Origin of the sequence: Mitsuaria sp. GD03876 (assembly GCF_029840635.1) — a bacterium.
Classification (GTDB): Bacteria; Pseudomonadota; Gammaproteobacteria; order Burkholderiales; family Burkholderiaceae_C; genus Roseateles.
The window spans coordinates 119,046-143,681 of the sequence record NZ_JAOCCU010000013.1; the positions used below are offsets into that span (position 1 = coordinate 119,046).

Annotated in this window: 20 protein-coding genes and 1 riboswitch; of the genes, 12 read left to right on the forward strand and 8 right to left on the reverse strand. The window is 71.5% G+C overall.

Going from position 1 to position 24,636, the window contains the following annotated elements:
- Positions 1-84: 84 nt before the first annotated feature.
- Entirely contained in the window at positions 85-957 is an 873-nt protein-coding gene (locus tag N5D62_RS10630) for a pirin family protein (RefSeq protein WP_279757691.1), read from the reverse strand.
- Positions 958-1,081: 124 nt separating this feature from the next.
- Positions 1,082-1,708, reverse strand: a complete 627-nt coding sequence (locus N5D62_RS10635; protein WP_279757693.1) for an NAD(P)H-dependent oxidoreductase — start codon at positions 1,706-1,708, stop codon at positions 1,082-1,084.
- A 142-nt stretch (positions 1,709-1,850) separates the two neighbouring features.
- Between N5D62_RS10635 and N5D62_RS10640 the strand changes: the two genes are divergently transcribed.
- Entirely contained in the window at positions 1,851-2,792 is a 942-nt protein-coding gene (locus N5D62_RS10640; protein ID WP_279757694.1) for a LysR family transcriptional regulator, read from the forward strand.
- A gap of 25 nt (positions 2,793-2,817) precedes the next feature.
- On the opposite strand, the gene N5D62_RS10645 is transcribed toward N5D62_RS10640, so the two are convergent.
- On the reverse strand, positions 2,818-4,878 hold the full coding sequence (locus N5D62_RS10645; protein WP_279757695.1) for a hypothetical protein: 2,061 nt from the start codon (positions 4,876-4,878) through the stop codon (positions 2,818-2,820).
- A gap of 101 nt (positions 4,879-4,979) precedes the next feature.
- On the reverse strand, positions 4,980-5,813 hold the full coding sequence (locus N5D62_RS10650; RefSeq protein WP_279757696.1) for an energy transducer TonB: 834 nt from the start codon (positions 5,811-5,813) through the stop codon (positions 4,980-4,982).
- A 228-nt stretch (positions 5,814-6,041) separates the two neighbouring features.
- A riboswitch (TPP riboswitch) is annotated at positions 6,042-6,184 on the forward strand.
- 81 nt (positions 6,185-6,265) lie between these two features.
- Here N5D62_RS10650 and thiC point away from each other — a divergent pair.
- The 9 genes from thiC to N5D62_RS10695 all read left to right on the forward strand — a co-directional run bounded on the left by thiC (position 6,266) and on the right by N5D62_RS10695 (position 18,377).
- Entirely contained in the window at positions 6,266-8,194 is a 1,929-nt protein-coding gene (thiC, locus tag N5D62_RS10655) for a phosphomethylpyrimidine synthase ThiC (RefSeq protein WP_279757697.1), read from the forward strand.
- Positions 8,195-8,199: 5 nt separating this feature from the next.
- Entirely contained in the window at positions 8,200-9,282 is a 1,083-nt protein-coding gene (locus N5D62_RS10660; protein WP_279757698.1) for an FAD-dependent oxidoreductase, read from the forward strand.
- Positions 9,279-9,497 carry a sulfur carrier protein ThiS gene (gene thiS / locus N5D62_RS10665; RefSeq protein ID WP_279757699.1) on the forward strand — a complete coding sequence of 73 codons (219 nt, stop codon included), beginning with the start codon at positions 9,279-9,281 and terminating at the stop codon, positions 9,495-9,497. Before N5D62_RS10660 ends, thiS begins: the two co-directional genes overlap by 4 nt.
- Before the next feature lie 34 nt (positions 9,498-9,531).
- A complete protein-coding gene (locus N5D62_RS10670) occupies positions 9,532-10,371 on the forward strand; it encodes a thiazole synthase (RefSeq protein ID WP_279757716.1) in 840 nt (279 codons plus the stop codon).
- Entirely contained in the window at positions 10,368-12,185 is a 1,818-nt protein-coding gene (locus tag N5D62_RS10675) for a bifunctional hydroxymethylpyrimidine kinase/phosphomethylpyrimidine kinase (RefSeq protein ID WP_279757701.1), read from the forward strand. Before N5D62_RS10670 ends, N5D62_RS10675 begins: the two co-directional genes overlap by 4 nt.
- A 197-nt stretch (positions 12,186-12,382) precedes the next feature.
- Positions 12,383-13,396 carry an acyltransferase gene (locus N5D62_RS10680; protein ID WP_279757702.1) on the forward strand — a complete coding sequence of 338 codons (1,014 nt, stop codon included), beginning with the start codon at positions 12,383-12,385 and terminating at the stop codon, positions 13,394-13,396.
- 513 nt (positions 13,397-13,909) lie between these two features.
- Positions 13,910-15,604: an MFS transporter gene (locus N5D62_RS10685; protein WP_279757704.1), complete on the forward strand. Its 1,695-nt coding sequence runs from the start codon at positions 13,910-13,912 to the stop codon at positions 15,602-15,604.
- 104 nt (positions 15,605-15,708) lie between these two features.
- Entirely contained in the window at positions 15,709-16,926 is a 1,218-nt protein-coding gene (locus N5D62_RS10690) for an HlyD family secretion protein (protein ID WP_279757717.1), read from the forward strand.
- Positions 16,923-18,377: an efflux transporter outer membrane subunit gene (locus tag N5D62_RS10695; protein ID WP_279757705.1), complete on the forward strand. Its 1,455-nt coding sequence runs from the start codon at positions 16,923-16,925 to the stop codon at positions 18,375-18,377. The genes N5D62_RS10690 and N5D62_RS10695 overlap by 4 nt, the downstream gene beginning before the upstream one ends.
- A gap of 83 nt (positions 18,378-18,460) precedes the next feature.
- On the opposite strand, the gene N5D62_RS10700 is transcribed toward N5D62_RS10695, so the two are convergent.
- Both N5D62_RS10700 and N5D62_RS10705 read right to left on the reverse strand, forming a co-directional pair.
- On the reverse strand, positions 18,461-20,518 hold the full coding sequence (locus tag N5D62_RS10700; protein WP_279757706.1) for an alkaline phosphatase: 2,058 nt from the start codon (positions 20,516-20,518) through the stop codon (positions 18,461-18,463).
- A gap of 86 nt (positions 20,519-20,604) precedes the next feature.
- Positions 20,605-21,216 carry a hypothetical protein gene (locus tag N5D62_RS10705; RefSeq protein WP_279757707.1) on the reverse strand — a complete coding sequence of 204 codons (612 nt, stop codon included), beginning with the start codon at positions 21,214-21,216 and terminating at the stop codon, positions 20,605-20,607.
- Between the two features lie 110 nt (positions 21,217-21,326).
- Here N5D62_RS10705 and N5D62_RS10710 point away from each other — a divergent pair, with 110 nt between their 5' ends.
- Positions 21,327-21,977 carry a methyltransferase domain-containing protein gene (locus N5D62_RS10710; protein WP_279757709.1) on the forward strand — a complete coding sequence of 217 codons (651 nt, stop codon included), beginning with the start codon at positions 21,327-21,329 and terminating at the stop codon, positions 21,975-21,977.
- A 26-nt stretch (positions 21,978-22,003) separates the two neighbouring features.
- Here the strand turns inward: N5D62_RS10710 and N5D62_RS10715 are convergent, their stop codons facing one another.
- Together N5D62_RS10715 and N5D62_RS10720 are read right to left on the reverse strand one after the other, a co-directional pair.
- On the reverse strand, positions 22,004-23,104 hold the full coding sequence (locus tag N5D62_RS10715) for a PDDEXK nuclease domain-containing protein (protein WP_279757710.1): 1,101 nt from the start codon (positions 23,102-23,104) through the stop codon (positions 22,004-22,006).
- Between the two features lie 132 nt (positions 23,105-23,236).
- Positions 23,237-23,599, reverse strand: coding sequence for a PspC domain-containing protein (locus N5D62_RS10720; RefSeq protein WP_279757711.1), 363 nt, complete (start codon positions 23,597-23,599; stop codon positions 23,237-23,239).
- A gap of 184 nt (positions 23,600-23,783) precedes the next feature.
- Between N5D62_RS10720 and N5D62_RS10725 the strand changes: the two genes are divergently transcribed.
- On the forward strand, positions 23,784-24,479 hold the full coding sequence (locus N5D62_RS10725) for an alpha/beta hydrolase (protein ID WP_279757712.1): 696 nt from the start codon (positions 23,784-23,786) through the stop codon (positions 24,477-24,479).
- Positions 24,480-24,636 lie beyond the last annotated feature (157 nt).

Sequence of the window (24,636 nt, forward strand, 5' to 3'; positions counted from 1 at the left end):
CCGGCGTGCCGAAGCCTTGCAGCGATGCGACGCGCCGCCAGCGGTCCTTGTGGTCCGCTGGCGGCGGCGGGGGCGCCCTCGCCTTCAGGCGAACTTGCCGGCCTGGAAGTCGCGCACCGCCTGCAGCAGCTCGCCTTCGGTGTTCATCACGAACGGGCCGTACTGCGCGATCGGCTCGCCCAGCGGCTGGCCGGCGATCAGGATGACGCGGGCGCCCTCGTCCGACGCGGTCAGCCGCACGCCGTCCGAGCCCGGCGTGTTGGCCAGGATCGCCATGCGGCCATGCGGCACCTTGCAGCCGGTCTCGAAGCGCAGCGCGCCGCGATAGACGTACACGAAGGCGTTGTGCGCCGCGGGCAGCGCCTGCTCGAAGCTCGCCCCGGGTTCAAGGTGGATGTCCAGGTAGGTCGGCTGCGTCGCGTCACGCTGCACCGCGCCGGCCACGCCATGGCTCTCGCCGGCGATGACGCGCACCGTCGCGCCGGGCAGCGCCAGCTCCGGGATCTCGGCGCTGGCGATGTCGCGGTACCAGGGGTCGCGCATCTTGTCGCGGCCGGGCAGGTTCAGCCACAGCTGGAAGCCTTCCATGCGGCCTTCCTGCTGCTCGGGCAGTTCCGAATGGATCACGCCGCGGCCGGCGGTCATCCACTGCACGCCGCCCGGGCCCAGCAGGCCTTCGTTGCCGGCCGAATCCCGATGCCGCATGCGGCCGTCGAGCATGTAGGTCACGGTCTCGAAGCCGCGGTGCGGGTGGTCGGGGAACCCGGCGATGTAGTCCTCGGCGTTGTCGGTGCCGAAGGCATCCAGCATCAGGAAGGGATCCAGCCGCCGCTGCAGGTCGTGCGTCAGCACCCGCGTCAGCTTGACGCCGGCGCCGTCGCTCGTGGCCTGCCCTTGCACCAGGCGCTCGACCTGGCGGGGCGTCGTGATGGTGGTGACAGGGGTGGCGGCGGTCATGATGGATTCCTTTCTGGAACACGAGAGAACGGAGATCGGCCGGCAGCGAGTGTCGCCGGCCCGGCATGGGGCGTGGGGGTCCTGGAGGGATCCCCCATGCCCCGTGGAGGGCGCGCTCGGTCTATCAGGCCGGTTGGGCTTCGCCGAACAGCGCGGCGATCTCTTCGCGGGCGGTCGCCAGGCCCTTGGCCGCGGCTTCCTCGCCCATGTTGAGGCCTTCGGCGAGCACGAACTTCACGTCCGTCATGCCGAGGAAGCCCAGCGTCACCTGCAGGTAGGGGACGATGTTGTCGGTCGGCTGGCCGCGATGGACGCCGCCGCGCGAGCTGACGACGATCACCTGCTTGCCGGTCACCAGGCCGACCGGGCCGTTGGCGCCGTAGCTGAAGGTGACGCCGGCGCGGGCGACCGCGTCGATCCAGTTCTTCAGCTGCGAGGACACGCCGAAATTGATCATCGGCGCGGTCAGCACGATGACGTCGGCGGCCTGCAACTCGGCGATCAGCTGGTCGTTGAAGGCGACGCGGTCGGCTTGCGCCTGCGTGCGGTTGTCGGCCGGGGTGAACAGCGCGCCCAGGGTGGCTTCGTCCATCGGGGGCAGCGGGCGCACCGCCAGGTCGTGCACGACGGCCTTGGCGCCGGGGTTGCGTTCGACCAGTTGCTGCACGACCTCGTTGGCCAGCAGGGTCGAGACCGAGCCCTGGCCTTCATGCAGACGGCGGGCGCTGGAATTGATTTGCAGGATGTTCATGGTGCGGTTCTCCGGGCTCGTTTCGGCTGGGACAGCCGGGGTGTGATGGGATGGAATGAACTGTATTGATCCCCTCCCCGCACCAGAAGACCACCGTCTGGATAAGATTGTTCCATTCAACGAACAATCAGGAATCCGCGCCATGAGCCTCGATGCCGACGACCTGCTGGTCTTCGCCCGCGTGATGGAAAGCGGCAGCTTCAGCCGGGCGGCGGAGCGGCTGCAGTTGCCGAAGTCCACGGTGTCGCGGCGGATCGCGGCGCTGGAGGAGCGCCTGGGCGAGAAGCTGCTCCAGCGCAGCACGCGGCGGCTGACGTTGACCGAGTTCGGCCAGGGCGTGCTGGAGCACGCGCGGGTGCTGGCCGGCGAGGTGGACGGCGCGCTGGCGCTGGCGCTGCACCGGCAGCAGCGGCCGACGGGGCGGCTGCGGGTGTCGATGCCGGCGGACTTCGCGCACCAGATGCTGACGCCGATGCTCAGCCGCTTCGTCGGCGACTATCCGGAGGTGCAGCTGGAGCTGGACCTGTCGCCGCGCCGGGTGGACCTGATCGCCGAGGGCTACGACATCGCGGTGCGCATGGGGCAGCTGCCGCCGGACAGCCAACTGGCGGCGCGGCGGATGGCGATGTTCAGCAGCGGGCTGTACGCGTCGCCCGAATACCTGCGCCGCCACGGCGAGCCGCAGTTGCCCGAGGGGCTGCTGAGCATGCACGGGCTGATGATCCTGAGCCGCGCCGGCGAGCCGCTGCCGTGGCGGCTGTTCGGCATCGTCGACGGGCAGGCGGACCAGCGGATGGAATGGGTGGGCGTGCCGGAGAGCCGCACGCTGGTCAACGCGCCGGACATGCTGCTGCACATGGCCCGCGCGGGACTGGGCATCACCTGGGTGGGCAACCAGTACGCACAGGCCTTCATCGACCGCGGCGAGCTGGTGCGCGTGCTGCCCGCCTGGTGCGCGGAGCCGTCGACCTGCTGGGCGGTGTTCCCGCAGCGGCGGCTGATGCCGCTGCGCACGCGGGTGTTCCTGGACGCGATGGCCGCGGAACTCGGCCCGTTCGACCAGGCGGCGATGTACGGGATGTAGCCGCGGTCAGGCGTCCCGCGCGACGCTACGGCACCAGGGCGTCGGCATTGCGCGTGAGCAGATTGATCCGCGAGAGGTTGGCTGTCGAGAGATCGATCAGGCCCTCGTCACCCGGCTCGTGCGTGTCGCCCCGCGCGGGCCGGACACCCAGTCGGTCCTGGACGAGGCGGCAGGTCCGCGCCACCGCCCGTTCGATGTCCGCCTCGGCCTGGCCCTCCAGCAGGGACAGTCCCGCTCGCACCTCGCGTTTGATCAGCAAGCGGCGCTTGTCGTCCAGCGCCGCTTGCTCTGCCGCGGTGATCCGCCGCTCGGGCAGTTCATAACGCGCGTACCGCATCAGCAGCCCGGCCGGATCCTTCGCGGTCTTCAGCGCCGTCGCCAACCCAGCCACCGTGTCGCGCCGGACGCGCACCTCATGCGTGTCCTCCGTCGCGCGCCGGAGCAGGCGATTCATCGCCTCCACGCCGAAGGACTGGAGGTTCCCGACCAGGTCGTCCTGCCCCCGGGTGGGCGTCGCGCCCAGCCACCGGGCTTCGAACGCTTCCAGGTCCTTCGCTTCGGCGTACAGGAAGAAGTCCTGGCAGCGCTTGCGAAACGTGGTCAATGCCTCGGCCAGGTCCGCGCGACCGATGTCGGCGAGCGGATCGACCGGGCCGGAGGAGGCGAGCAGGTGCAGCGGATCCTTCGGATTGCGCGCGCCGAGCAGGCAGGCCCGCAAGGCGGCGTTGTTGCGCACGAGATCCATCACGGCACGCACCCCGTCGATGCTCGTCTCCGGTCGCTCCAGCCCAAGCATCTCCAACGCATCAGACACGTGCTCCTGCGTCAGCCTCCGCTCGCGCACTTGAGGCTCGGCCCAGTCGAGCAAGCGCTGGCGGCGCACCGCCAGATGCGGGTTGTCCCTGCCCGCGTTGCAACTTTCCGCCTCGATCAGGGCGGGCGCCAGCATGTCGATCCGATAGTGCTGGCCTGTCGTCGGCAGGTAGCTCGCGCCCAGGCGGAGGAGACACTGCTGGCGCTTGGCGTCGGTCATCCTGTCGAGTTCGTCGCACAGGCGATTCAGCAGGAGCGGGCCGGTGCAATACATCGCCGCATCGTGCTCGTCGAAGACCTCGGGCGCCGCTTGCAGCGCCTGGCGCCAGGCGGCCAGCGCCGCCCGCGCCGGAGCGGCGGCCCGCGCCGGGAGTTGGTCGGCGTGCCGGATCAGCCGATCGACGCTGGCGTTCAACTGCGCGTGCCGCGTCTTCAGCGCCTCCGGTGTCATGCCGGACAACAGCGCCGCGAGCACCGGACTCGTGGTCCCGGGCATCGATTCCGCCTGCACCGGCGCGTTCCAGGCCCTCGCGCAGGCGGCAGCCGCGCCATTGACCGCACGGGCATCGATCCGGCCCATGCCGAATGTCGCCCTGCGGCCCATGGCGACCTCATCGAGCCCCAGGTACTGGCGCATCGCGCGCGCCATCTCGGCATGCTTCGAGCGGTCATCGAGCCAACGGCCGCTGAAGGCCTCCAACGCCTCGCTCGCCTGGCGCCGCCGATAGCTGGCGACACTGGCGCCTTCCGCCTCCCACGCCGCCGACAACGCCCGGCCAACAGCGGTGATCGGCGAGATCCCGGCGCGGCCCGCGTCATCGTCCAGCGCCGGCCGCAGCGCCCGGCAGACCGCCGACTGCAAGTCGGGCAAGTGCTTCCGATCCTCCGCACGGGCCAGTGCCTTGCACAACTCGAACATCAGGTGCTTGCCGGCGCCGAACCACTGGGCTTCGGGATGATCCATCCGTTCCGGCCGGGCCCATGCCGGCGCCTGGCGCGCGAGGTCGGCCGCCACGTCGGCGTCCGGACCGGCGTCCGGCAGCAGATGCGCCAGCCACTGGGTCAATCGGAGCAGCTCCTCGCTGCAGGCGTGGTAGTTCGGCGTGGCCCGGAACTGCGTCGGGGTGAGCCGGACGTCGTCGTAGAAGATCTCCTGCCGCTGCGCGTCCTCGCGGATCCTGGCCGACGACGCCGGCGGGAAGGCGATGGACTCGAGCGGCGCCGTCGGCGTCAGCGGAACGCTGTCCGGCTCGCAGGCATTGAAGGTCAGCATGAACGTCCTCGAAAAAGCGAAGGCCGCTCAGTCGCCATTCCTCCCGAAATGTTCGAGTCGTCAGGCTTGCGTACGCGCGGCGTACCGCCGCCCGCGGATCCTCACTCCACCTGGAACCCGATCTCCACGCTGACCTGGCGCGGGGCCGGGATGGGCTCGAAGCGCCATTGCTTGACCGCGTTGATCGCGGCGGCGCTGAGCTTGCGGTCCGGCGACTTGAGGGCCTGCGGCGCGTCGACCGAGCCGTCCGGACGGACCGTGAACTGCACCAGCACCGAGCCCTGGCGCTGCATCGACAGCAGCGCGCGCGGGTACTCGGGATCGACCTTGCGCAGCAGCTTCAGCGGCGCGGGTTCGTCGGCCTCGGCCGGTTCGGGTTCCGGCGGCGCCTTGCCCGCGGGCGCGGCGGTGGCCGGCGCGGCCATCGACACCACCTGCGGCGACGTCGTCTCCGACAGCGGCTGCGGCGCGGGCGTCGCCGGCGCGATGGTCTGGGCGACCGGGGACGGGGCCGGCGTGGCCGCGGCCACCGTGGGCGCGGCGTTCGCGCCCGCGTCCTGCGCCGCGTTGCGCGCCGCGAGCGCGCGTTCGGCGACGGGATCGAGGTCCTGGCGGCGCGTCGTCGCGGCGGCCGGCGCCGCGGTGGCCACCGCGGTCGGGCGCGCGACCGGCTTGGGCGCTTCGGCGGCCTTGGCCTCGTGCGGCTTCTCGCCGGCCTTCTTCTCGCCCTTCTCGGCGTGGAACTTGATCCACTGGAAGACCTTGTCGGCGTCGCGCTTGGCGCGCTCGACATCGCTCATCTGGGCCTTGGGGTCCGCCGCGGCGGCGGCCGGCGCGGTCTGCGCGTGCGCGGCGGCCGCGATCAGGGACACGCTCAAGACCTGGCACAGCACCAGGCCCACGGGCCCGGCGCTCAGGAGACTTCGGCTGCTCATCACTCCACCCTCTCGAAAAGCGCTGCTGGTCTCGCTCGGGAGACATCGCCGGTCTTGTCCGCCGCTGTTGCTGTTGGTTCTCTCGCGCCCCGGCATGAGCGCCGCAGTGTAAGAAGTCACCTGCGTGACGGTGCCTCGGTGTTTCCCCCGAATCGGGATGTAACAGCGGCCTATCGGCCCGAGGGCGTCGAGGAATTCACGCTCGCGTCCGACCCGCGCCTATACTGCGCGCCTGCTCCGGGGTGCCCTGGGCCAGGCGAGGGACGCGGCGACGCGCCCCGCCGGCACGGGCTGAGACATGGCGAGGAAGCCGTGGACCCGCTGAACTTGATCCGGTTCGTACCGGCGTAAGAAGAGCCCGCCCTTCCCGCATCCCCGCGCCCGAAGGGCCTTTTCCCCAACGCCTGCCCGTTCCCATCGGTCCAGCCTCCGGCGCCCAACCGGAGACACCGATGACCGACCATTCCCCCGCCGCCCAGGACTTCCACGAACGCCTGGCCGCCAGCCGCGCGCCGCTGCCCGCGTCGACGAAGACGCATGAAAGCGGCGTGCTGCATCCGGCGCTGCGCGTGCCGCTGCGCGAGATCGCGCTGACCAACGGCGAGCGCATCGCGGTCTACGACACCTCCGGCCCCTACACCGACCCCGCGGTCACGACCGACGTGCGCGGCGGCCTGCCGGCCCCGCGCGCCGCGTGGGTCGAGGCCCGCGGCGACACCGAGCCCTACGCCGGCCGCCCGATCCAGCTCTTCGACGACGGCCTGCGCGAGGCCGCGCAGCAGCAGGCGCTGCGCGCGCAGAGCGCGTCGCTGAACCGCACGCCGCGCCGCGCCAAGGCCGGCGGCAACGTCTCGCAGATGCACTACGCGCGCCGCGGCATCGTCACCGCGGAGATGGAGTACGTCGCGATCCGCGAGAACGGCCGCCGCGCCTGGATGCACGAGTACCTGACCGACGCCGAGCGCGAGCAACGCCTGCGCGGCCAGGGCCTGGGCGCGACGATCCCCGGGATCATCACGCCCGAGTTCGTCCGCGACGAGGTCGCCCGCGGCCGCGCCATCATCCCGGCCAACATCAACCATCCGGAACTCGAGCCGATGGCGATCGGCCGCAACTTCCTGGTCAAGGTCAACGCCAACATCGGCAACTCGGCGGTGAGCTCGGGCATCGAGGAAGAGGTCGAGAAGCTGGTGTGGGCCACGCGCTGGGGCGCCGACACGGTGATGGACCTGTCCACCGGCCGCAACATCCACACGACGCGCGACTGGATCCTGCGCAACAGCCCCGTGCCCATCGGCACCGTGCCGATCTACCAGGCGCTGGAGAAGGTCGGCGGCGTGGCCGAGGAACTGACCTGGGAGCTGTTCCGCGACACGCTGATCGAGCAGGCCGAGCAGGGCGTCGACTACTTCACCATCCACGCCGGCGTGCGGCTGCCCTTCGTGCCGATGACGGTCAAGCGCCGCACCGGCATCGTGTCGCGCGGCGGCTCGATCCTGGCGAAGTGGTGCATCGCGCATCACCGCGAGAACTTCCTGTACACGCACTTCGAGGAGATCTGCGACATCATGAAGGCGTACGACGTCAGCTTCTCGCTGGGCGACGGGCTGCGGCCGGGCTCGCTGGCGGACGCCAACGACGAGGCGCAGTTCGCCGAGCTGCGCACGCTGGGCGAGCTGACCAAGATCGCGTGGAAGCACGACGTGCAGACCATGATCGAAGGCCCGGGGCACGTGCCGATGCACATGATCCAGGCCAACATGACCGAGCAGCTCAAGCACTGCGACGAGGCGCCGTTCTACACGCTGGGCCCGCTGACGACGGACATCGCGCCGGGCTACGACCACATCACCAGCGGCATCGGCGCCGCGATGATCGGCTGGTTCGGCTGCGCGATGCTGTGCTACGTGACGCCCAAGGAGCACCTGGGCCTGCCCGACCGCGACGACGTCAAGCAGGGCCTGATGGCCTACAAGATCGCGGCGCACGCGGCCGACATCGCCAAGGGCCATCCGCAGGCCCGCGCGCGCGACGACGCGCTGTCCAAGGCGCGCTTCGAGTTCCGCTGGGAGGACCAGTTCAACCTGGGCCTCGATCCGGAGACGGCGCGCGAGTTCCACGACGAGACGCTGCCCAAGGACAGCGCGAAGGTGGCGCACTTCTGCTCGATGTGCGGGCCCAAGTTCTGCTCGATGAAGATCACGCAGGACGTGCGGGAGTACAGCGCGCAGCTCGCGGCCAACGGCGGCGGCGCGGTCGAAGGCGTCGGCGCCCTCAAGGCGGAGGCCTCCGCCGAGGCGGCCGAGGCCGGCATGCGCGAGAAGAGCGCCGAGTTCCGCGCCGGCGGCGCCGAGCTCTACATCCCGATCCGCCAGGCCTGAGCGCGATGGCCGCGATCGCCATCGCCGGCGCGGGGCTCGCCGGCCGGCTGCTGGCCTGGGCGCTCGCGCGGGTCGGACATCGCGTCGAGGTCTTCGACGCGTCGGCCGGCCCCGAGCCCGCCTTCGATGCCTCCGGCGCCGCCGCGTTCAGCGCGGCCGGCATGCTGAGCCCGCTGGCCGAGCAGGAACAGGGCGGCGCCGGCATCGCCGCGCTGGGCTGGCGCTCGCTGGCGCTGTGGCCGGGCATCGTCGCGGCGCTGCCGCGGCCGGTGCCGCTGCTGGCGCGCGGCAGCCTGCTGCTGGCGCATCGCGCCGATCTCGGCGCGGCGCAGCGCGCGTTGATGCGGATGCCGGGCGCCGAGCCGCTGGACGCCGAGGCCTTGCGCGCGCATGAACCGACGCTGGCGTCGGGCCTGCGCGGCTGGCTGCTGCCGCGCGAAGGCCTGATCGCGCCGGTGCCGGCGATGGCCGCGCTGCACGCCGGCGCCGAGGATGCGCGCTGGCACTGGTCGCGCGCGGTCGACCAGGTGCTGCCCGGCGAACTGCACTTCGCCGACGGCGGCCATTGGTCGGGCGACTGGGCGGTCGACGCGCGTGGTCTCGGCGCGCGGCCGCCGCTGCCGCTGCGCGGCGTGCGGGGCGAGATCGTCACGCTGTCGCTGCCCGGCCATGGCCTGCGACGGCCGGTGCGGCTGCTGCATCCGCGCCATCGGGTCTACCTGGTGCCGCGCTCGGACGAAGAGGTCGTCGTCGGCGCCAGCGAGATCGAGAGCGAGGACCGCAGCCCGGTCTCGCTGCGCTCCGCGGTCGAGCTGATGGCCGCGGCGCAGAGCGTGCTGCCGGCGCTGTCGGAGGCGCGCATCGTTCGCCTGGACCGCCACCTGCGCCCGGCGCTGCCGGACAACCTGCCCTTCACCCACCACGAGCCCGGTCTGCTGCGGCTCAACGGCCTGTATCGCCACGGCTGGCTGCTGGCGCCGGCGCTGGTCGAGCAGCTGCTCGACGAGGCCGGCCTGGCCGACCTCTCCGCGCTCGCCGCGCTCGCCGCGCTCGCCGGCGTCGCGACCTCCCTGGAGACTTTCCCATGACCGCCCTGCCTCCGATCACCGTGCGGCTCGACGACCGCGCCGTGGCGCTGCCCGCCGGCGCGACGCTGGCGCAACTGCTCGAACAGGAGCGCCGCGAGCCGGCCGCCGTCGCGACGGCGCTCAACGGGCGTTTCGTCCCGCGTGACGCGCGTCCCGCGACGGCACTGAGCGACGGCGACGTCGTGCTGTTCTTCCAACCGATCGTCGGAGGCTGAGATGACGAACACCGAGATGACGAGCGCCCCCACGATGCCCGTCGCCATCCCCCTCTCGCCGCCGGCCGCCGCGCCCGTCGCGGATCCCTTGCTGATCGACGGCGTCGCGCTCGACAGCCGCTTCTTCCTCGGCACCGCCGGCTATCCCAGCCCAGCGGTGCTGTGCGACGCGATCCGCGCGTCGGCGTCGCAGGTGCTGACGGTGGGCCTGAAGCGCACGCTGCAGGCCGGCGACAACGGCGCGCTGGCGCAGGCGCTGGCCGCGGGCCGCGACCAGGGCGCGCGCCTGCTGCCCAACACCGCCGGCTGCCGCAGCGCGCGCGAGGCGGTGCAGCTCGCCCACATGGCGCGCGAGCTCTACGGCACCGCGTGGATCAAGCTCGAGGTCATCGGCGACGACCACACGCTGCAGCCCGATCCGTTCGAACTGGTCGCGGCCGCGACGGAACTGGCGCGCGAGGGTTTCGTCGTCTTCCCGTACTGCACCGAGGACCTGATCCTCGGCCACCGGCTGCTCGATGCCGGCTGCCCGCTGCTGATGCCGTGGGGCGCGCCGATCGGGTCCGGCCAGGGCCTGCTGAACCTGCATGGCCTGCGCACGCTGCGGGAGCGGCTGCCCGACACGGTGCTCGTGATCGACGCGGGGCTCGGGGCGCCGTCGCAGGCGGCGCGGGCGATGGAGCTGGGCTTCGACGCGGTGCTGCTGAACAGCGCGGTCGCGCAGGCCGGCGATCCGGTCGCGATGGCCGGCGCCTTCGGCGACGCGGTGCGCGCGGGCCGTCAGGCATTCCGCGCCGGGCTGATGGCGCCGCAGGCGTTCGCGGTCGCGAGCACGCCGGTCGGCGGACACGCCTTCGTGCTGGGGGATGCATGAACGACACGAGCAGCAGGCGCGATGAGAGCGGCTTGATCGGCAACACGAATGGCGCGGACGCCAGGAGCGCGATGAACGGCATGGGCGGCATGGGCGGCGTGGGCAGCGTGGGCAGCGTGGGCAGCGTGGGCAGCGTGGGCGGCGTTGGCGGCGGTCGCGACCGCGAGGAGCGCCGCGACGCCGCCGCGATGGGCGGCCTGCCCTCGCCGCTGGTGCCGCATCCGAGCCTGCCGTCGCCCTGGGCACCGGCCATCGATCCGGACCAGACGGTGCTGACGCCCTGGACTGACGATCCCGCGCCACCGGTGATCTGGAGCGTGGCGAGCACCGACAGCGGCGGCGGCGCCGGCCTGAGCGCCGACACGCGCGCCGCGGCGGCGATGGGCGTGCACCTGTGCCCGGTGGTCGCCGCGGTGACGGCGCAGCACTCGATGGGCGTGAGCGCGGTGTTCCCGCTGCCCGCGGCCCAGGTGCGCGCGCAACTGAGCGCCTTGCGCCAGGACCTGCCGCCGCGCGTCGTGAAGACGGGCCTGCTGGCCAGCGCCGCGACGGTCGACGCCTTGCTGGCGCAGCGCGGCGACGCGCTGCTCGTCGTCGACCCGGTGCTGGGCGCGAGCGCAGGCGGCGCGGCCTTCTGCGACGAGGCGCTGCTCGGCGCCTATCGGCATCAGCTGATCCCGCAGGCCGCGCTGATCACGCCGAACCGGCGCGAGGCGGAACGCTTGCTCGGCGTGGCACCGGGGCAGCTGCCGGTGCCGGAGCTGGCGGCGATGCTGCGCGGCCTGGGCGCGCAGGCGGTGGTCGTCACCGGCGGCGATGACGCGACGCAGCGCGACGGGCTGGCGCTGGACTGGCTGGACAGTCCGCTGGCGACGGGCTGGATCGCGCTGCCGCGCCTGTCTGGCCGCGACGGCGCGCCGGCGCCGCATCACGGCAGCGGCTGCACCTTCGCGACCGCCGCGGCGGCGGCGCTGGCGCGCGGCTTCGCGGTGCCGGACGCGGTGGTCCTGGCGAAGATGCTGACCTGGTCGGCGCTGCGCGACGGCCACGCGGCGGGCACCGGCCCGGGACCGCTGCGCCCGGACCGGCGCTTCGTCGACGATCCGCGCGCGATGCCGGTGATGGGCTTCGACGACGAGACCGCGCCGGATCGCGCGACGCTCGCGCGCTGGCGCGAGATGCTGTGGCCGAGCGCGCGGCGCGCGGCGCCGTTCGCCTCGGGCCTGTACGCGATCACCGAGCGGCCGGAGCGTGTCGCGGCGATGGCGGTGAGCGGCCAGTTCGCGCATGTGCAGTTGCGGATCAAGCGCGGCCCGGCGGTCGACGAGGACCAACTGCGCGCGGCGATCCGCGAGGCGGTGCGCGACATGGCGGGCCGCTCGTCGACGCTGTGGATCAACGATCACTGGCGGCTGGCGCTCGACGAGGGCGCGCGGGCGCTGCACCTCGGGCAGGAGGACTGGGCGGCGCTGGACGCCCCGGCGCGCGAGGACCTGCAGCAGCGGCGCGCGCGACACGGCGTGCGGCTGGGCGTGTCGAGCCACAGTCTGTGGGAGCTGTGCCGCGCGCGCGGCCTGGCGCCGGACTACCTCGCCTGCGGCCCGCTGTGGCCGACGACGACGAAGGACATGCCCTGGCTGCCACAAGGCCTGGCGCAACTGCGCTGGTGGTCGCGGATGGCGGGGGTGCCGGTGGTAGGCATCGGCGGCGTGCTCACGGATCCGCAATGGCGGGCCGGCCTCGCGGCCGGCGCGACCGCCATGTGCCTGGTGCGGGCCGCGGAGGAGATAGTGACGAACGGGTTGCTGCGTTGATCGGAGAACGTTCATTTCTTCGTTCGCTCACGCACATTGCTTGCGCGCTACCGCACTGTCGACGTCATTCTTGTGCGTGACACGCAGCAACTGTTTGCTCCGATCACCGTTAACGGACCTCTCACGCTCCTAGCATCGTTCGTTCACACCGGTCGCCCTTCGGCGTACCGGTGTTGTCACGATGAAGGGAGACACCGTTGCACAGTCGACTCCGACTCGACACCTTGCGTGGGCTGGCATGCCTGCTGCTCGTCAGCTATCACGTGATCGGCGCGGACAGCGCGTCCGGGCTGCGCCTGCCCGACGACCACCTGGCGAGCCAGACCAACGATTTCCTGGCGCTCATCCGCATGCCGTTGTTCTCGTTCCTGTCGGGGCTCGTCTACGCGGCGCGGCCGCTGCGAGGCGAGATCGGTGGATTCGCCAAGGGCAAGGTGCGACGGCTGCTGGTGCCGATGCTGATCGTCGGCACGGGCTTCGCGCTGCTGCAGACGGCGATGTCCGGCACCAACAACGACGGCATCACCGAGTGGCACCTGCTGCACATCGTCCCCGTCGCGCATTACTGGTTCCTCGAGTCGCTGTTCCTGATCTTCATGCTCACGGCGGTGCTGGAGCGCTTGCGGCTGATGGACACGCCGGAGCATTTCGCCGCCGTCGGCATCGCCGCGATGGCGCTGCATGTCTGGGCGCCGATGCCGGTCTACTTCGGCCTGAATGGCGCGACCTTCCTGCTGCCGTTCTTCCTGCTCGGCGTGGCGGCCCGACGCTTCCCGGCGATGACATCGAACCCGCGGCTGACCGTCGCGATCGTGGTGGTGCCGATCGTGCTGCTGATGAGCTGGGCCGCCACCAAGCCGCCGCCGGCGGACACGCCGGGGATCGGGCGGCTCCTCGTCAGCCTGTGCGCCTGTCTGCTGCTGCTCCGCCTGCGCATGGAATCGCGCTGGCTGGCCTGGATCGGCGCCTGGTCCTTCGGGATCTACCTGTTCCACCCGGTCTTCACCGCCGCGTCCCGCATGGCGCTGCAGCGCGCCGGCGTCCACGACCTGGCGGTCCTGCTCGTCGTCGGCGTGATCACGGGGCTCGCCTGCTCGATCGCGTTGACGGCCGGCCTGAGGCGCTCATCCACAGGCCGCTGGATCACCGGCGAGAGACTCCCTGCTGCTCAAGACGCCGAACTTGGCGCTGCGAAAAAGTCGCTGACCTAGACACTCCTTCGGGTGGGCTTCACGGCCTCTTCATCCCCCGGCCCTGTGCCCACTTGTGAGCCATTCCATCGCTGCCCGCTTCAGGGAAAGATTTGCCCCTTTCCACCGAGGAGCGATGCGATGAATGGCACGTCAGCAATCACGAGGCGCAAATCGCCACAGTCGTCCCACCGCGGACGTCATGCTCGCAACGAGCAGGCGCAGCTGCATGTTCAAAGCCGATTCGAATTGAGCGAGCTGCTGTCCCAGTGCGACCTGACCGTCCCGCCTCTTGAGGACCTCGCCAGTTGGGACGCGATCAAGCCAGTCGGCGAAGAGCTTTGGTAGCTCGATCAGTTCCGCCGGCATCCTCCCCCTCCCCCATCCGGGAGACCCTGCCCTCCTCCGCTGCTGAATAATGGCCCGATCCCGCACCCGCTGACCGCCCGCCGTCCCGGCGGCCATCGGTGCAAGTCCTGACCCTCGACGCGTCCCCGCCGGATCATCCTGCAGGGAACAGGAGCAGCGACCGCCGTGGCCACGCCCCCCTACCTGAAGCCGGTGCCCGACTGGCAGGAGCATGAGAAGCCCAGCATGCCGGGCTCTCCCTCCATGCCCTGGCATCCGCCGTGGCGGCGCGTCGCCTACGCGCTGGTGGCGATCCTGGTGGGCATCACCGGCGCGCTCGGCAACGGCCTGGTCTCCGCCAACCTCCCCGTCCTGCAAGGCCAGCTCGGCCTCACCCCGTCCGAGGGCGCGTGGATCTCCGCCGCCTACGTGATGGTCAACGTCACCGCCAACCTGCTGGTCTTCAAGTGCCGCCAGCAGTTCGGCATGCGCTGGTTCGCCGAGGTCGGCCTGGGCATCTACGCGGCGCTGACGCTGCTGCACCTGGCCGTCGGCACCCTCGCCACCACGCTGATCGTGCGCGCCGCCAGCGGCCTGGCCGGCGCCGCCTGCTCCACGCTGTGCCTGCTCTACATGCTGCAGAGCATGCCCCGCACCCACACCGGCAAGATGCTGGTGATCGGCGTGGGCATCGGGCAACTCGCCGCGCCGCTGGCCTGGGTCGTCTCGCCCGCGCTGCTCGACCAGGGCGGCGGCTCCTGGCACAACCTCTACCTGTTCGAGGCCGGCCTCGCGCTGTGCAGCTTCGCCGCGGTCGTCGTGCTCAAGCTGCCGCCCGGCATCCAGATCAAGGTCTTCGAGCCGCTGGACTTCCTCACCTTCGCCCTGATGGCCCCCGCCGTCGCGATGGTCTGCGCCGTGCTCGTCCAGGGCTACCTGCACTGGTGGTTCGACGCCCGCTGGCTCGGCTGGCTGCTGATCGCCGCGCTGCTGCTGATCCTGGCCGCCGTCTTCCTCGAGCACCACCGCGCCAATCCGCTGATCCAGACGCGCTGGTTCGCCAACGGCGCCACGGTGCGCTTCGTCATCGGCGGCGTCATCCTGCGTTTCCTCACCGCCGAGCAATCGGTCGGCGCGGTCAGCTTCCTGCGCGCCCAGGGCATGGGCCCGGACCAGCTCCAGCCGCTGTTCGCCGTCATCCTGGCCGGGATGGTGCTCGGCATCCTGGCCTGCTCGATCAGCTTCACGCCCAAGACGCTGGTGCCGCAGATCCTGCTGTCCATCGTGCTGTTCGCGGTCGCCGGGCTGATGGACCACCACCGCACCAGCCTGGACCGGCCGCAGGACTTCTACCTCAGCCAGTTCCTGCTCTCGATCGGTGCCGGCATGTTCATGGGCCCGCTGATGCTGATCGGCATCGGCCAGGCGCTGAAGAACGGCCCGGCGTACATGGTCACCTTCTCGGTGATGTTCTCGATCACGCAGACGATGGGCGGGCTGGTCGGCTCGGCGGTGCTCAACACCTACCAGCTCTACCGAGAGCACGAGTTCTCCGCCTCGCTCGTGGCGACGATGGACCGCACCGACCCGGTCGTCGCGACGCGGCTGGCGCAACAGGCGGCGGCGCTCGGCGCGGTCATCGGCGATCCGGTGCTGCGCTCGGCGCAAGGCACGGCGCAGCTCGCGGCGGTCGCGCGGCGCGAATCCAACGTCCGCGCCTACAACGACGTCTTCATGTTCAGCGCGGTCACCGCGATCGCGTTCCTGCTGTGGCTGCTGGCGCTGCTGGGCCGCACCGCGCTGACGAAACGGCTCGCGGAACGCCGCGCCGCCGACCTGCCCGCCGGGGCTCCGGCCCATCCACCGCCCGCACGACCATGAGCAACGCGCCGACCCCTCCCGCCATGGCTCCCTCGTCCGCCAGCACGGCCGGTGCCGACCTGCCGTTGCCCGCCGATGGCGAAGGCACCGCCAGGACCGCGCCGATGCCGCCTCCGCCGCCGCCGCCGCCTCCCCCGCCCAAGTACCTGAAGGCGTCGACGACAGCGATCGTCGCGATGGCCGTCGTGGCGCTGGCCGGCGTCACGCTGGTGATGCGGGCGTGGGAGCTCGGCCCCTTCGACACCAGCAACGAGACCACCGACAACGCCTACGTGCGCGGGGCGGTGACGGTGCTGTCGCCGCAGGTCAACGGCTACGTCGTCGAGGTGCTGGTCAGGGACTTCGAGCAGGTCAAGGCCGGCCAGCCGCTGGTGCGGATCGACGACCGCCTCTACGCCGCCGCGGTCGCGCAGGCCGACGCGCAGCGCGCCAACGCGGCGGCGCAGTTCGACAACTTCGACCAGACGCAGGCGCAGAACCAGGCGACGCTGGCCGCCTCGCGCGCGACGCTGGCCTCGTCGGAGGGCGAGCTGGCGCGCTCGAACGCGGAGCTGTCGCGGGTCGAGGACCTGGCGGGTCGCGGCTCGGTGTCGCTGAACGAGCGCGACCGCGTGCGCGCCAGCAACCGGCTCGCCGCCGCCAACGTCGAGAAGGCGCGGGCCGACATCCGCATCGGCGAGGAGCGGATCAAGGCCACCAGCGTCAGCCGCGGCGGCCTGCATGCGCAGGTGCAGGCGGCGGAGGCGCAGCTCGCGACCGCGCGCATCAACCTGTCCAACACGGTGGTGCGGGCGCCGGCCGACGGCCAGGTGAGCGAGGTGTCGGTGCGGCTGGGCCAGTACGTCAGCGCCGGGTCGCAGCTGCTGTTCCTGGTGCCGCGCCAGTTCTGGGTCGTCGCCAACTTCAAGGAGACGCAGACCGGCCGCATGCAGGTCGGCCAGCCGGCGAGCTTGCGCGCCGACGCGCTCAAGGGCGTGCGCTTCAGCGGCCACGTGCAGCAGATCGCGCCGGCGACCGGCTCGGAGTTCGCGGTGCTCAAGGCCGACAACGCGACCGGCAACTTCACGAAGGTGGTGCAGCGGCTGCCGGTGCGGATCGCGCTCGATCCGGACCAGGCGGGCTCGGAGCGGCTGCGGCCGGGGATGTCGGTGGTCGTGACGGTGGAGACCTCGGCCTCGGCGCCCGCGGCGGCGGCCGGCAACGCACCGCCGGCAGCCGGGCCTTCCGGCACCTCCGGCACCTCCGGCACCTCCGGAGCCAGCGGAGCCAGCGGAGCCGGCGCGAACGCGGGGGCCGCGTCGGCGCCAGGAGCCTCTCGATGAAGGGCACCCAGGCCGATGGCGCGCGCGCGGCGTGCCTGCGGGTGACCGCCGTGCTCGCGACCGCCGTGGTGGCGGGCTGCGCGCCAGCGCTGCGCGCGCCGCCCGAGTCCGCGCGCATCGCGCCTCCCGCCGCTTGGCGCGAGCAGCCGGTGTCGACCGAGTCGTCCGCGGCCGCGCCCTTGCCCGCCGCCTCGGCGGCGGCCGCGGTGTTGCGACCGCAGTGGTGGCGCGATTTCGGCGACCCGGTCCTGGACGAGCTGGTGCGACGCGCCCTCGACCACAACAACGACCTGCTGTTGGCCGGCGCGCGGCTGGACGAGGCGCGCGCCGCGCTCGCGTCAGGCCGCGCCGCCGAGGGCCCGCAGCTCAACGCGTCCGTCGCGCTCCAGGGCTCGCGGTCGTTGCAGCCGACGGGGATCTCCGAGTCGCACGTGGTGCAGCCGCAGCTGACCGCGTCGTGGGAGCTGGACCTGTGGGACCGCCTCGGCGCATTGACCCGCGCGGCAAGACTGCGCGTCGCGGCGAGCGAGGCCGACCGGGACGGCGCGGCGCTCAGCATCGCGGCGACGACGGTGCAGTCCTACATCGGGTTGCTGGCGCTGGAATCGCAGCTCGCGCTGTCCAAGCGCACGCTCGACTCGCGCGCCGAGGCGCTGCGGCTGGCGCAGGACCAGGCGCGCACCGGCTACATCTCGCAATTGCAGCTGACGCAGGCGCAGGCGGAGTACGCCTCGGTCGCGCAGCAGGTGCCGACCTTGGAACTGGCGATCCGGCGCCAGGAGAACGCGCTGGCGCAGCTCACCGGCCAGCCGCCGGGCGACATGCCGCGCGGCCGGCCGTTCGAGGACCTGTCCCTGCCGCTGCCGCCGGTGGTGCTGCCCTCGGCGCTGCTGGAGCGGCGACCCGACCTCGCGCAGGCCGCGCTGACGCTGGCCGCGAGCGACGCGACGCTGGCCTCGCGCCGGGCGGCCTTCCTGCCGCAGATCCAGTTCAGCGCGTCGGCGGGCCGGCTCTACGTGGGCGCGTTGGACTACGACCCGATCCGGGTCTGGAGCATCGGGGGCAGCGTGCTCGCGCCGCTGTTCGATTCGGGCCGGCTGCAGGCGCAGTTCGACACGGCAGCCGCCCAGCGCGACCAGGCCGCCTTCGCGTACCGGGGGCGGGTGCTGGCGGCGCTGACGGAGGTCGAGAACGCCCTCGCGGGCATCGAGCGCATCGACCGCCAGCGGCGCTTCTCGCAAGAGCGCCGCGACGTGCTGGCACGCTCGCTGCAGTACGCGCATGACCGCTACGAAGCGGGCTATGCCGGCTACCTCGAGGAACTGGACGCGCAGCGCAACCTCTTCGCGCAGGACAACGACCTGATCCGCATCCGCCAGAGCGAGTTGGAGAACCGGCTCGCGCTGGTCCGGGCGCTGGGCGGCGGATGGCGTCCGCCCTCGACGCCTTAGCGCGGTGCAACAAGCGGAGAAGCCCCGGCCCATGAACAAAGGGCCCGAAGGCCCTTTGCTTGTGGTCATCGCCCGAAGGGCGATCACTTCTTGGCGATCTTCGCCGGCCGCTTCGCGCCGGAGGCGTCGGCGGGAGCGACGGCGCCTTTGACCGCCGCTTGCGCCAGCTTGAAGAACACGTCCGTGTTGTCGATCACGCCGGTGAACGCCAGCGCGCCCGGGCCGAAGGCCGACAGCGGGATGTCCGTCGCCGTGTGCACCGCCTGCTCGCCGGGCACCTGGCCAATGACCAGGAACTCGCCCTGCGCGTCGTCGCGCTCGGCCGCATTGGCCGGGTACCACTTCAGCGGCTCGCCCTTGGCCAGCGGCTGCTGCGAATCCCGCAGCGGCGTCTGGTTCGTGCGCCAGTCTTCGTAGCGGTCCGCGTTCGCGCCATACCCCACCAGCAGCCGGTAGTCGATGTCCGTGGCCTCCGGGTAGCCGTCCGCGGCGATGCGGTAACGCGGGAAGCCCGCCTTCTCGTACACGCCGACGACCTTGTCGCGCAGGTTGGTCGCGCCCTTCTTCGTCGCCGCCTCCCGCAGCGCCGCGTCCGTCAGCATCGAGCCGCCGATCAGCGCCGCGCCCGAGCACTCGTGGTCCGCCGTCACGATCACCAGCGTCTCGCCGTTCTCGCGCGCGAAGTCCTGCGCCACCTGCACCGCGCGGTCGAACTCGATCGTGTCGAGCATCCAGCGCTCCGAGTCCATGTTGTGCGCCTGCTTGTCGATCGACGCGCCCTCGATCATCAGCACGAAGCCCTTGGACTGCTTCTTCAGCGTGCCGATCGCGGCCTTGGCCATCTCGTCGAGCATCGGCTGGTCGGGGAAGCCGTAGTCGTCGACGACGCTGCCGCCCGCCAGGCCCTTCTTGACGCCGCGGCGGCCGTCGATCTTGTCCAGCGCCACGTTCATGTTGGAGAACGCGAACAGGCCCAGCAGCTTGTCGGCGCCCGCGCCCGCGGTCGCCGCGTCGAGCTCGGCCTTCGTCGGCGCGTAGCGGTAGCCGGCGTCCTGGAACTCCTTGATCAGGTCGCGGCCCTTGTCCTTCGCGCCCGGCGCGGCGCCCCAGCGCTTGACGATCTCCGACGTGTGCGGATCGGTCGAGGAGAACGCGTAGTCGTTGCCGTCGGCGCGCTCGGAGCCGGCCGTGCCCGCCGGCAGGAACCACTTGCGGCCGCCGCCCATCAGCACGGTCAGGCCGGTGCGCGCGCGGTCGTCGAAGAACTGGTCGACGATGCCGGTGCCCGCGCCGCGGTTGCTGGTGTGCACCGCGTTGCCCGCCGGCGTCGCGTCGAACACGTCTGCCGTCGTCACGATGCCCAGCGCCTTGCCCTGCGTGCGGTGCAGGTACTCGGACAGGTATTCGATGCGGGGGTTGTCGAAGGCGTCGACGGTGTCGTCGGGGAACACGCCCTCTTCATTGTTGTTGTTCTTGTTGCCCGAGACATAGGACGTCATGCCCGGCGACGAGTCCGTCACCACCGAGTTCAGCGACGCCGTCTTGACCATGCCCGTGGCCGAGAAGGTGTCCATCGCCAGCGGCTGGATGACCTTGCCCTGCGCGTAGCCGCCCTTGACGATGCGCGCCGCGGTGCGCTGCGCCGCGCCCATGCCGTCGCCCAGCAGGATGATGACGTTCTTGACCTTCGGGCCCATCGCCGCGGCGAACGGGATCACGTCGAAGTTGCCGGTGGCGCTGACCTTCTGGCCGTCGGCCTGCGTCGCCTCGACGCTGAACTCATGGCGCCCGGCCTTCTCCAGGCTCACCGCGCGCACCGTGGCGATCGCGGTCTCGGCGCTGACGCCCTTGACGCAGCCGGTGCCGCAGTCACGCAGCGCGACGGTCGCGTCGACCGGCTTGCCGTCGATCAGGAAACGCGCCGCGGTGATGCGCTGGCCCGCGTCGGGCTTGATCGTGGCCTGCAGGTCGAAGCGCTGGCCGGGCAGGAAACGCGCGATCACCGGCTCGGGCTGGCCCGAGGAGAACCGCTCGCTCGGCGGCGTCAGGCGGGTCACGGTCGGCGCGGCCAGCGCGGTGCCGGCGGCGCTCAGCGCCAGCAGCGCGCAGGCGCCGGCGAGCAGGGAGGGCAAATGCTTCATCGGTGGCATCCCAAGTCGAAGGAATCGGAAGAATCTGGAAGACGGTGTCGCGCGAGGCGAGGCAGAGCGGTGCGGCGGCGGCGCGCTCAATGGCGGTGGCCGTGCGCGTCCGGCGCGGCGGCCGCCGAGGACTGCGCCTCCAGCGCGCCAGGCGGCAGTTGCAGGCGGATCCAGGACACGCGGCCGGTCTCGTCCTCGACGCGGCCGACCGACAGCGTGCCGGTCAGCACGACCAGGCCGTCGCGATGCGCCACCAGGCGCTCACGCTGCGCCGGATCGAGCAGCACGGTGACGGTGGACGCGGGCAGGTCGTCGGCCTCGCCGTCGGCGTGCTCGCTCATGCGCACCGGCCGCGGCGTCAGCCAGAAGCGGCCGGCCTTGGCCTGCTCCTGCGCGACCATGTAGCCGACCAGGCGCACCGCGCGGCCATCGGCGCCGCGCAGCGCGTCCGACAGCTCCAGGCCCGCGGGACCGATCGGCGATCGGAAGAATTGGGAAAACTTCAGCTCCATCGGCGCGATCGCCGAGGACCCAGTCGACGACAACGGCGCCGCGGCGATCGCGGACGCGGTGGCGGCCGCTTCGGAAGAAGGTCCGGCCGACGCCGTCAGCGGCGCGGCCAGCGCGGCGCACAAGGCCGCGATCGTGGAGGCGGCACGCCGGGCAAGCCGCGTACCTGTGGTGAGTTCGACGCACATGGGCCGCGATTCTTTCGGGGCCGCATGACGGTTCCGTGACGCACCGTTTTTCTTGCTTGACACCGCGCTCCGCGCCACGCGAAGCTGCCCCGCGACAACCAAGGGAGCACATGGACACGCACGACCAGCGGCCCGCGCTGCAGGCCCTCGACGCGCTCTACGGGCGCCGCGCCGCGATCTACGACTACGAGCTGATGCCGGTGGCGCCGTTGCGGCGCGAGGCGATCGCCGCGCTCGGGCTCGAGCCGGGGCAGACGGTGCTGGACATCGGCGCCGGTACCGGGCTGAGCCTGCCCGACCTGTGCCGCGCGGTCGGCCGCGGCGGGCGCGTCGTCGCCGTCGAACCTTGCGAATCGATGATGCGGCAGGCCCGGCAGCGCGCCCGGGTCGATGCGCTCGCGGCGCCGGTCGACTTCCTCCCCGCGACGGCCGAGGAGGCGCCCTACGCCTCGGTGCTCGGCGACCGCCGGGCGGACGCGGCGCTGTTCTTCTTCACGCACGACGTGCTGCAGAGCGTGTCCGGCATCGAACGCGCGCTCGCGGTGCTCAAGCCGGGCGCGCGCATCGTCGCCGCGGGCCTGGCCTGGGCGCCGCCCTGGCTGCCGATGAGCAACCTGTTCGTGCTGGGCGCGGCCGCGCATTCGGTGATCCGCATGGACGGGCTGGACTGCCCGTGGCGGCACCTCGAGGCCCGGATGAAACACGCGGAGGTCGAGCGCCGCTGGCTCGCCTCCGCGTATGTGTTGACCGGCCAGGTCTGAGCGCGGGTTCGAACCTCGGAAACGATTCAGCCGCGCCCGGTCTCGTCACCCGCCTGCGCGATCTTTGCCACTGCCGCCTTCTTCTTCCGCACGGGCAGTTCCTCCGGGGAACTCAGCAGATAGAACTCATGCAGCTTCGCCGCCAGCATCTTCTTGTCCGGCAACTGCGTCTGGTACTGCGCCACCAGCGCCGGCGAAAGGCTACGGCTGAGAGCGTACTCGACCACCTCGCTGTCCTTGCTCGCGCAGAGCAGCAGGCCGACAGCCGGGTTCTCATGCGGCTTCCGGACGTCCCGGTCCAGCGCCTCGAGATAGAAGTTGAGCTTGCCCAGGTGCTCCGGCTCGAACGCCGTGACCTTGAGTTCGATCGCGACGAGGCTGTTCAACCCGCGATGGAAGAACAGCAGGTCCAGAGCGAAGTCCTGTCCGCCGACCTGCACCGGGTACTCGCTCCCGATGTAGCAGAAGTCCCGTCCGAGCTCGGTCAGGAAGCGAACCAGGTTCATCAACAAGCTACGGTGCAGGTCGGCCTCGGAATGCTCCTGGGGGAGAGTCAGGAACTCCAACAGATAGGCATCCTTGAAATGCCGCTCTGCCTGCGGATGCGTTTCTCTCAACGCCGTTGAGAGTTGTGGCGGGTTGAGCACGGCGCGCTCGAACAGACCGTTGTCGATCTGCCTTGCCACCTCGCGCACCGACCAGCGCTGCTGCGCTGCCACGCGCAGATAGAACTCCCGCTCCTCGGCCCGCTTGCTTCGGCTGAGGATGTGCAGATGGGCGGACCAAGGCAGTTCCCTCAACAGCGTTGAGAGTTTTTCCCGCGCGGGATAGGCCTCGTAGAACTGGCGCATGCGCCAGAGATTCTGGGCAGAGAAACCCCTCAGGCCCGGTTCCCGCTCCGCGATGTACGCGGCGAGTTGCACCACGGTGCCTTTGGCCCATCCATCGGATTCGATCCTCCGATGCAGGTGCTGGCCAATCGCCCAGTAGAGATCGATCAGCGCCGTGTTGACCAGGCTGAGCGCATGCTGGCGTCCAGCCCTGATGAGGTTCACGACCGCTTCGAAACTCGTGTCGGCCGGCAAGGAGGCCGAGGCAACCGCGGGTGACCTGTTCTTCTTCGCCATGCGGCTACGCCCTTTACCAGAGGACCGCCATTTTCCCGCATTGGCCGGACATGCATTTCGACGCACCCAGATCAGTTCTCGCCCACGGGGCAGCTGCCCGCCCCGGACGGCGACAGGATCTGGGCGGCCGCCTCACTCCTCGATCGGCACGAAGATCCAGAGCAGGAAGTACAGCAGCATGCCGCCGCCGGCGCACATCGTCAGCGCGACGAACACGATGCGCCAGAACCACGAGGCTAGGCCGCTGAGCCGCGCCAGGCCGCCGCACACGCCGCCGATCCAGCGATCGTCGCGGCTGCGGTGGAAGCCGTTGATCGCGTTCACCGCCGGCGCGCCGCCGGCGTGCGGCGCGGCGTAGGCATAGGACGTCGACGAGGTCGACGAGCGCGCACTGGCGTTCAGCACCCGCTCCTTGGCCTTGGCGAACTCCTCGTCGCTGAGGACGCCGCGCTGATGGAGGTCGGCCAGGCGGTTGAGTTCTTCGCTGTCGGACATGGTGGGTTCCTTTCCCGTCTCGGTGGGCATCGGGCGATGCGATGGAGCGAAGACTACGCAGCCGCAATAGCCTGTTCGATGCAGATGCGACCGGCTGCATCTGGGCGCGATGCGGAGCGCATCACGCGCGACAGGGCGTTTCTACCCAGTGCCGGCCGGGCGCCGCGCCGGACAATCCCCGCCCATGAACCTCGAGACCATCGAACTGCAGACCCGCGAGACCCCGCGTTTCAGCCTGCTGGTGCTGCACGGCCTGGGCGCCGACGGCAACGACTTCGTGCCGGTCGTGCAGGCGCTGGACCTGTCCCCGGTGCTGGCCCACGGCGGCCTGCGCGTGGTGCTGCCCAGCGCGCCGGAGATCCCGGTCACCATCAATGGCGGCATGCGCATGCGCGCCTGGTACGACATCCGCCACGGCGACCTGAGCCAGCGCGAGGACGCCGCCGGCCTGCGCGCGTCGCAACGCGCGATCGAGGCGCTCATCGAGCGCGAAGGCAGCGAGTTCGGCATCCCGCCGGAACGCGTCGTGCTGATGGGCTTCTCGCAGGGCTGCGCGATGACGCTGATGACCGGGCTGCGTTTCCCGAAGCGGCTCGCGGGCCTGGTCGGCCTGTCGGGCTACCTGCCGCTGCTGGAGACGACCGAGGCCGAGCGCGACGCCGCCAACGCGGCCACGCCGATCTTCCTGGCGCACGGCAACGCCGACGGCGTCGTGGCGCCGGCGCGCGCGCAGGCCTCGCTGGCCGAGCTGCGCCGCCTCGGCCACGACGTCGAGTGGCACGAGTACCCGATGGCCCACGAGGTCAGCATGGACGAGATCCAGGCCCTGCAGGCCTGGCTCGTGAAGACGCTGTCGGCCGCGGCGTCCGGCGCCGCCTGAGCCGCTGCCGCCTTCCCTTCCCGGCGCCCTGTCCAGGCCCCGCCCGATTCCTCCGATCCCCTGCCCCGTCACCCGTCATGTCCCACCGGTCCTTCCTCCTCGCCGTCCCCGCGCTGACGCTGGCGCTGTTGCCGCTGGCGCCGCTGACCGCCGCGAC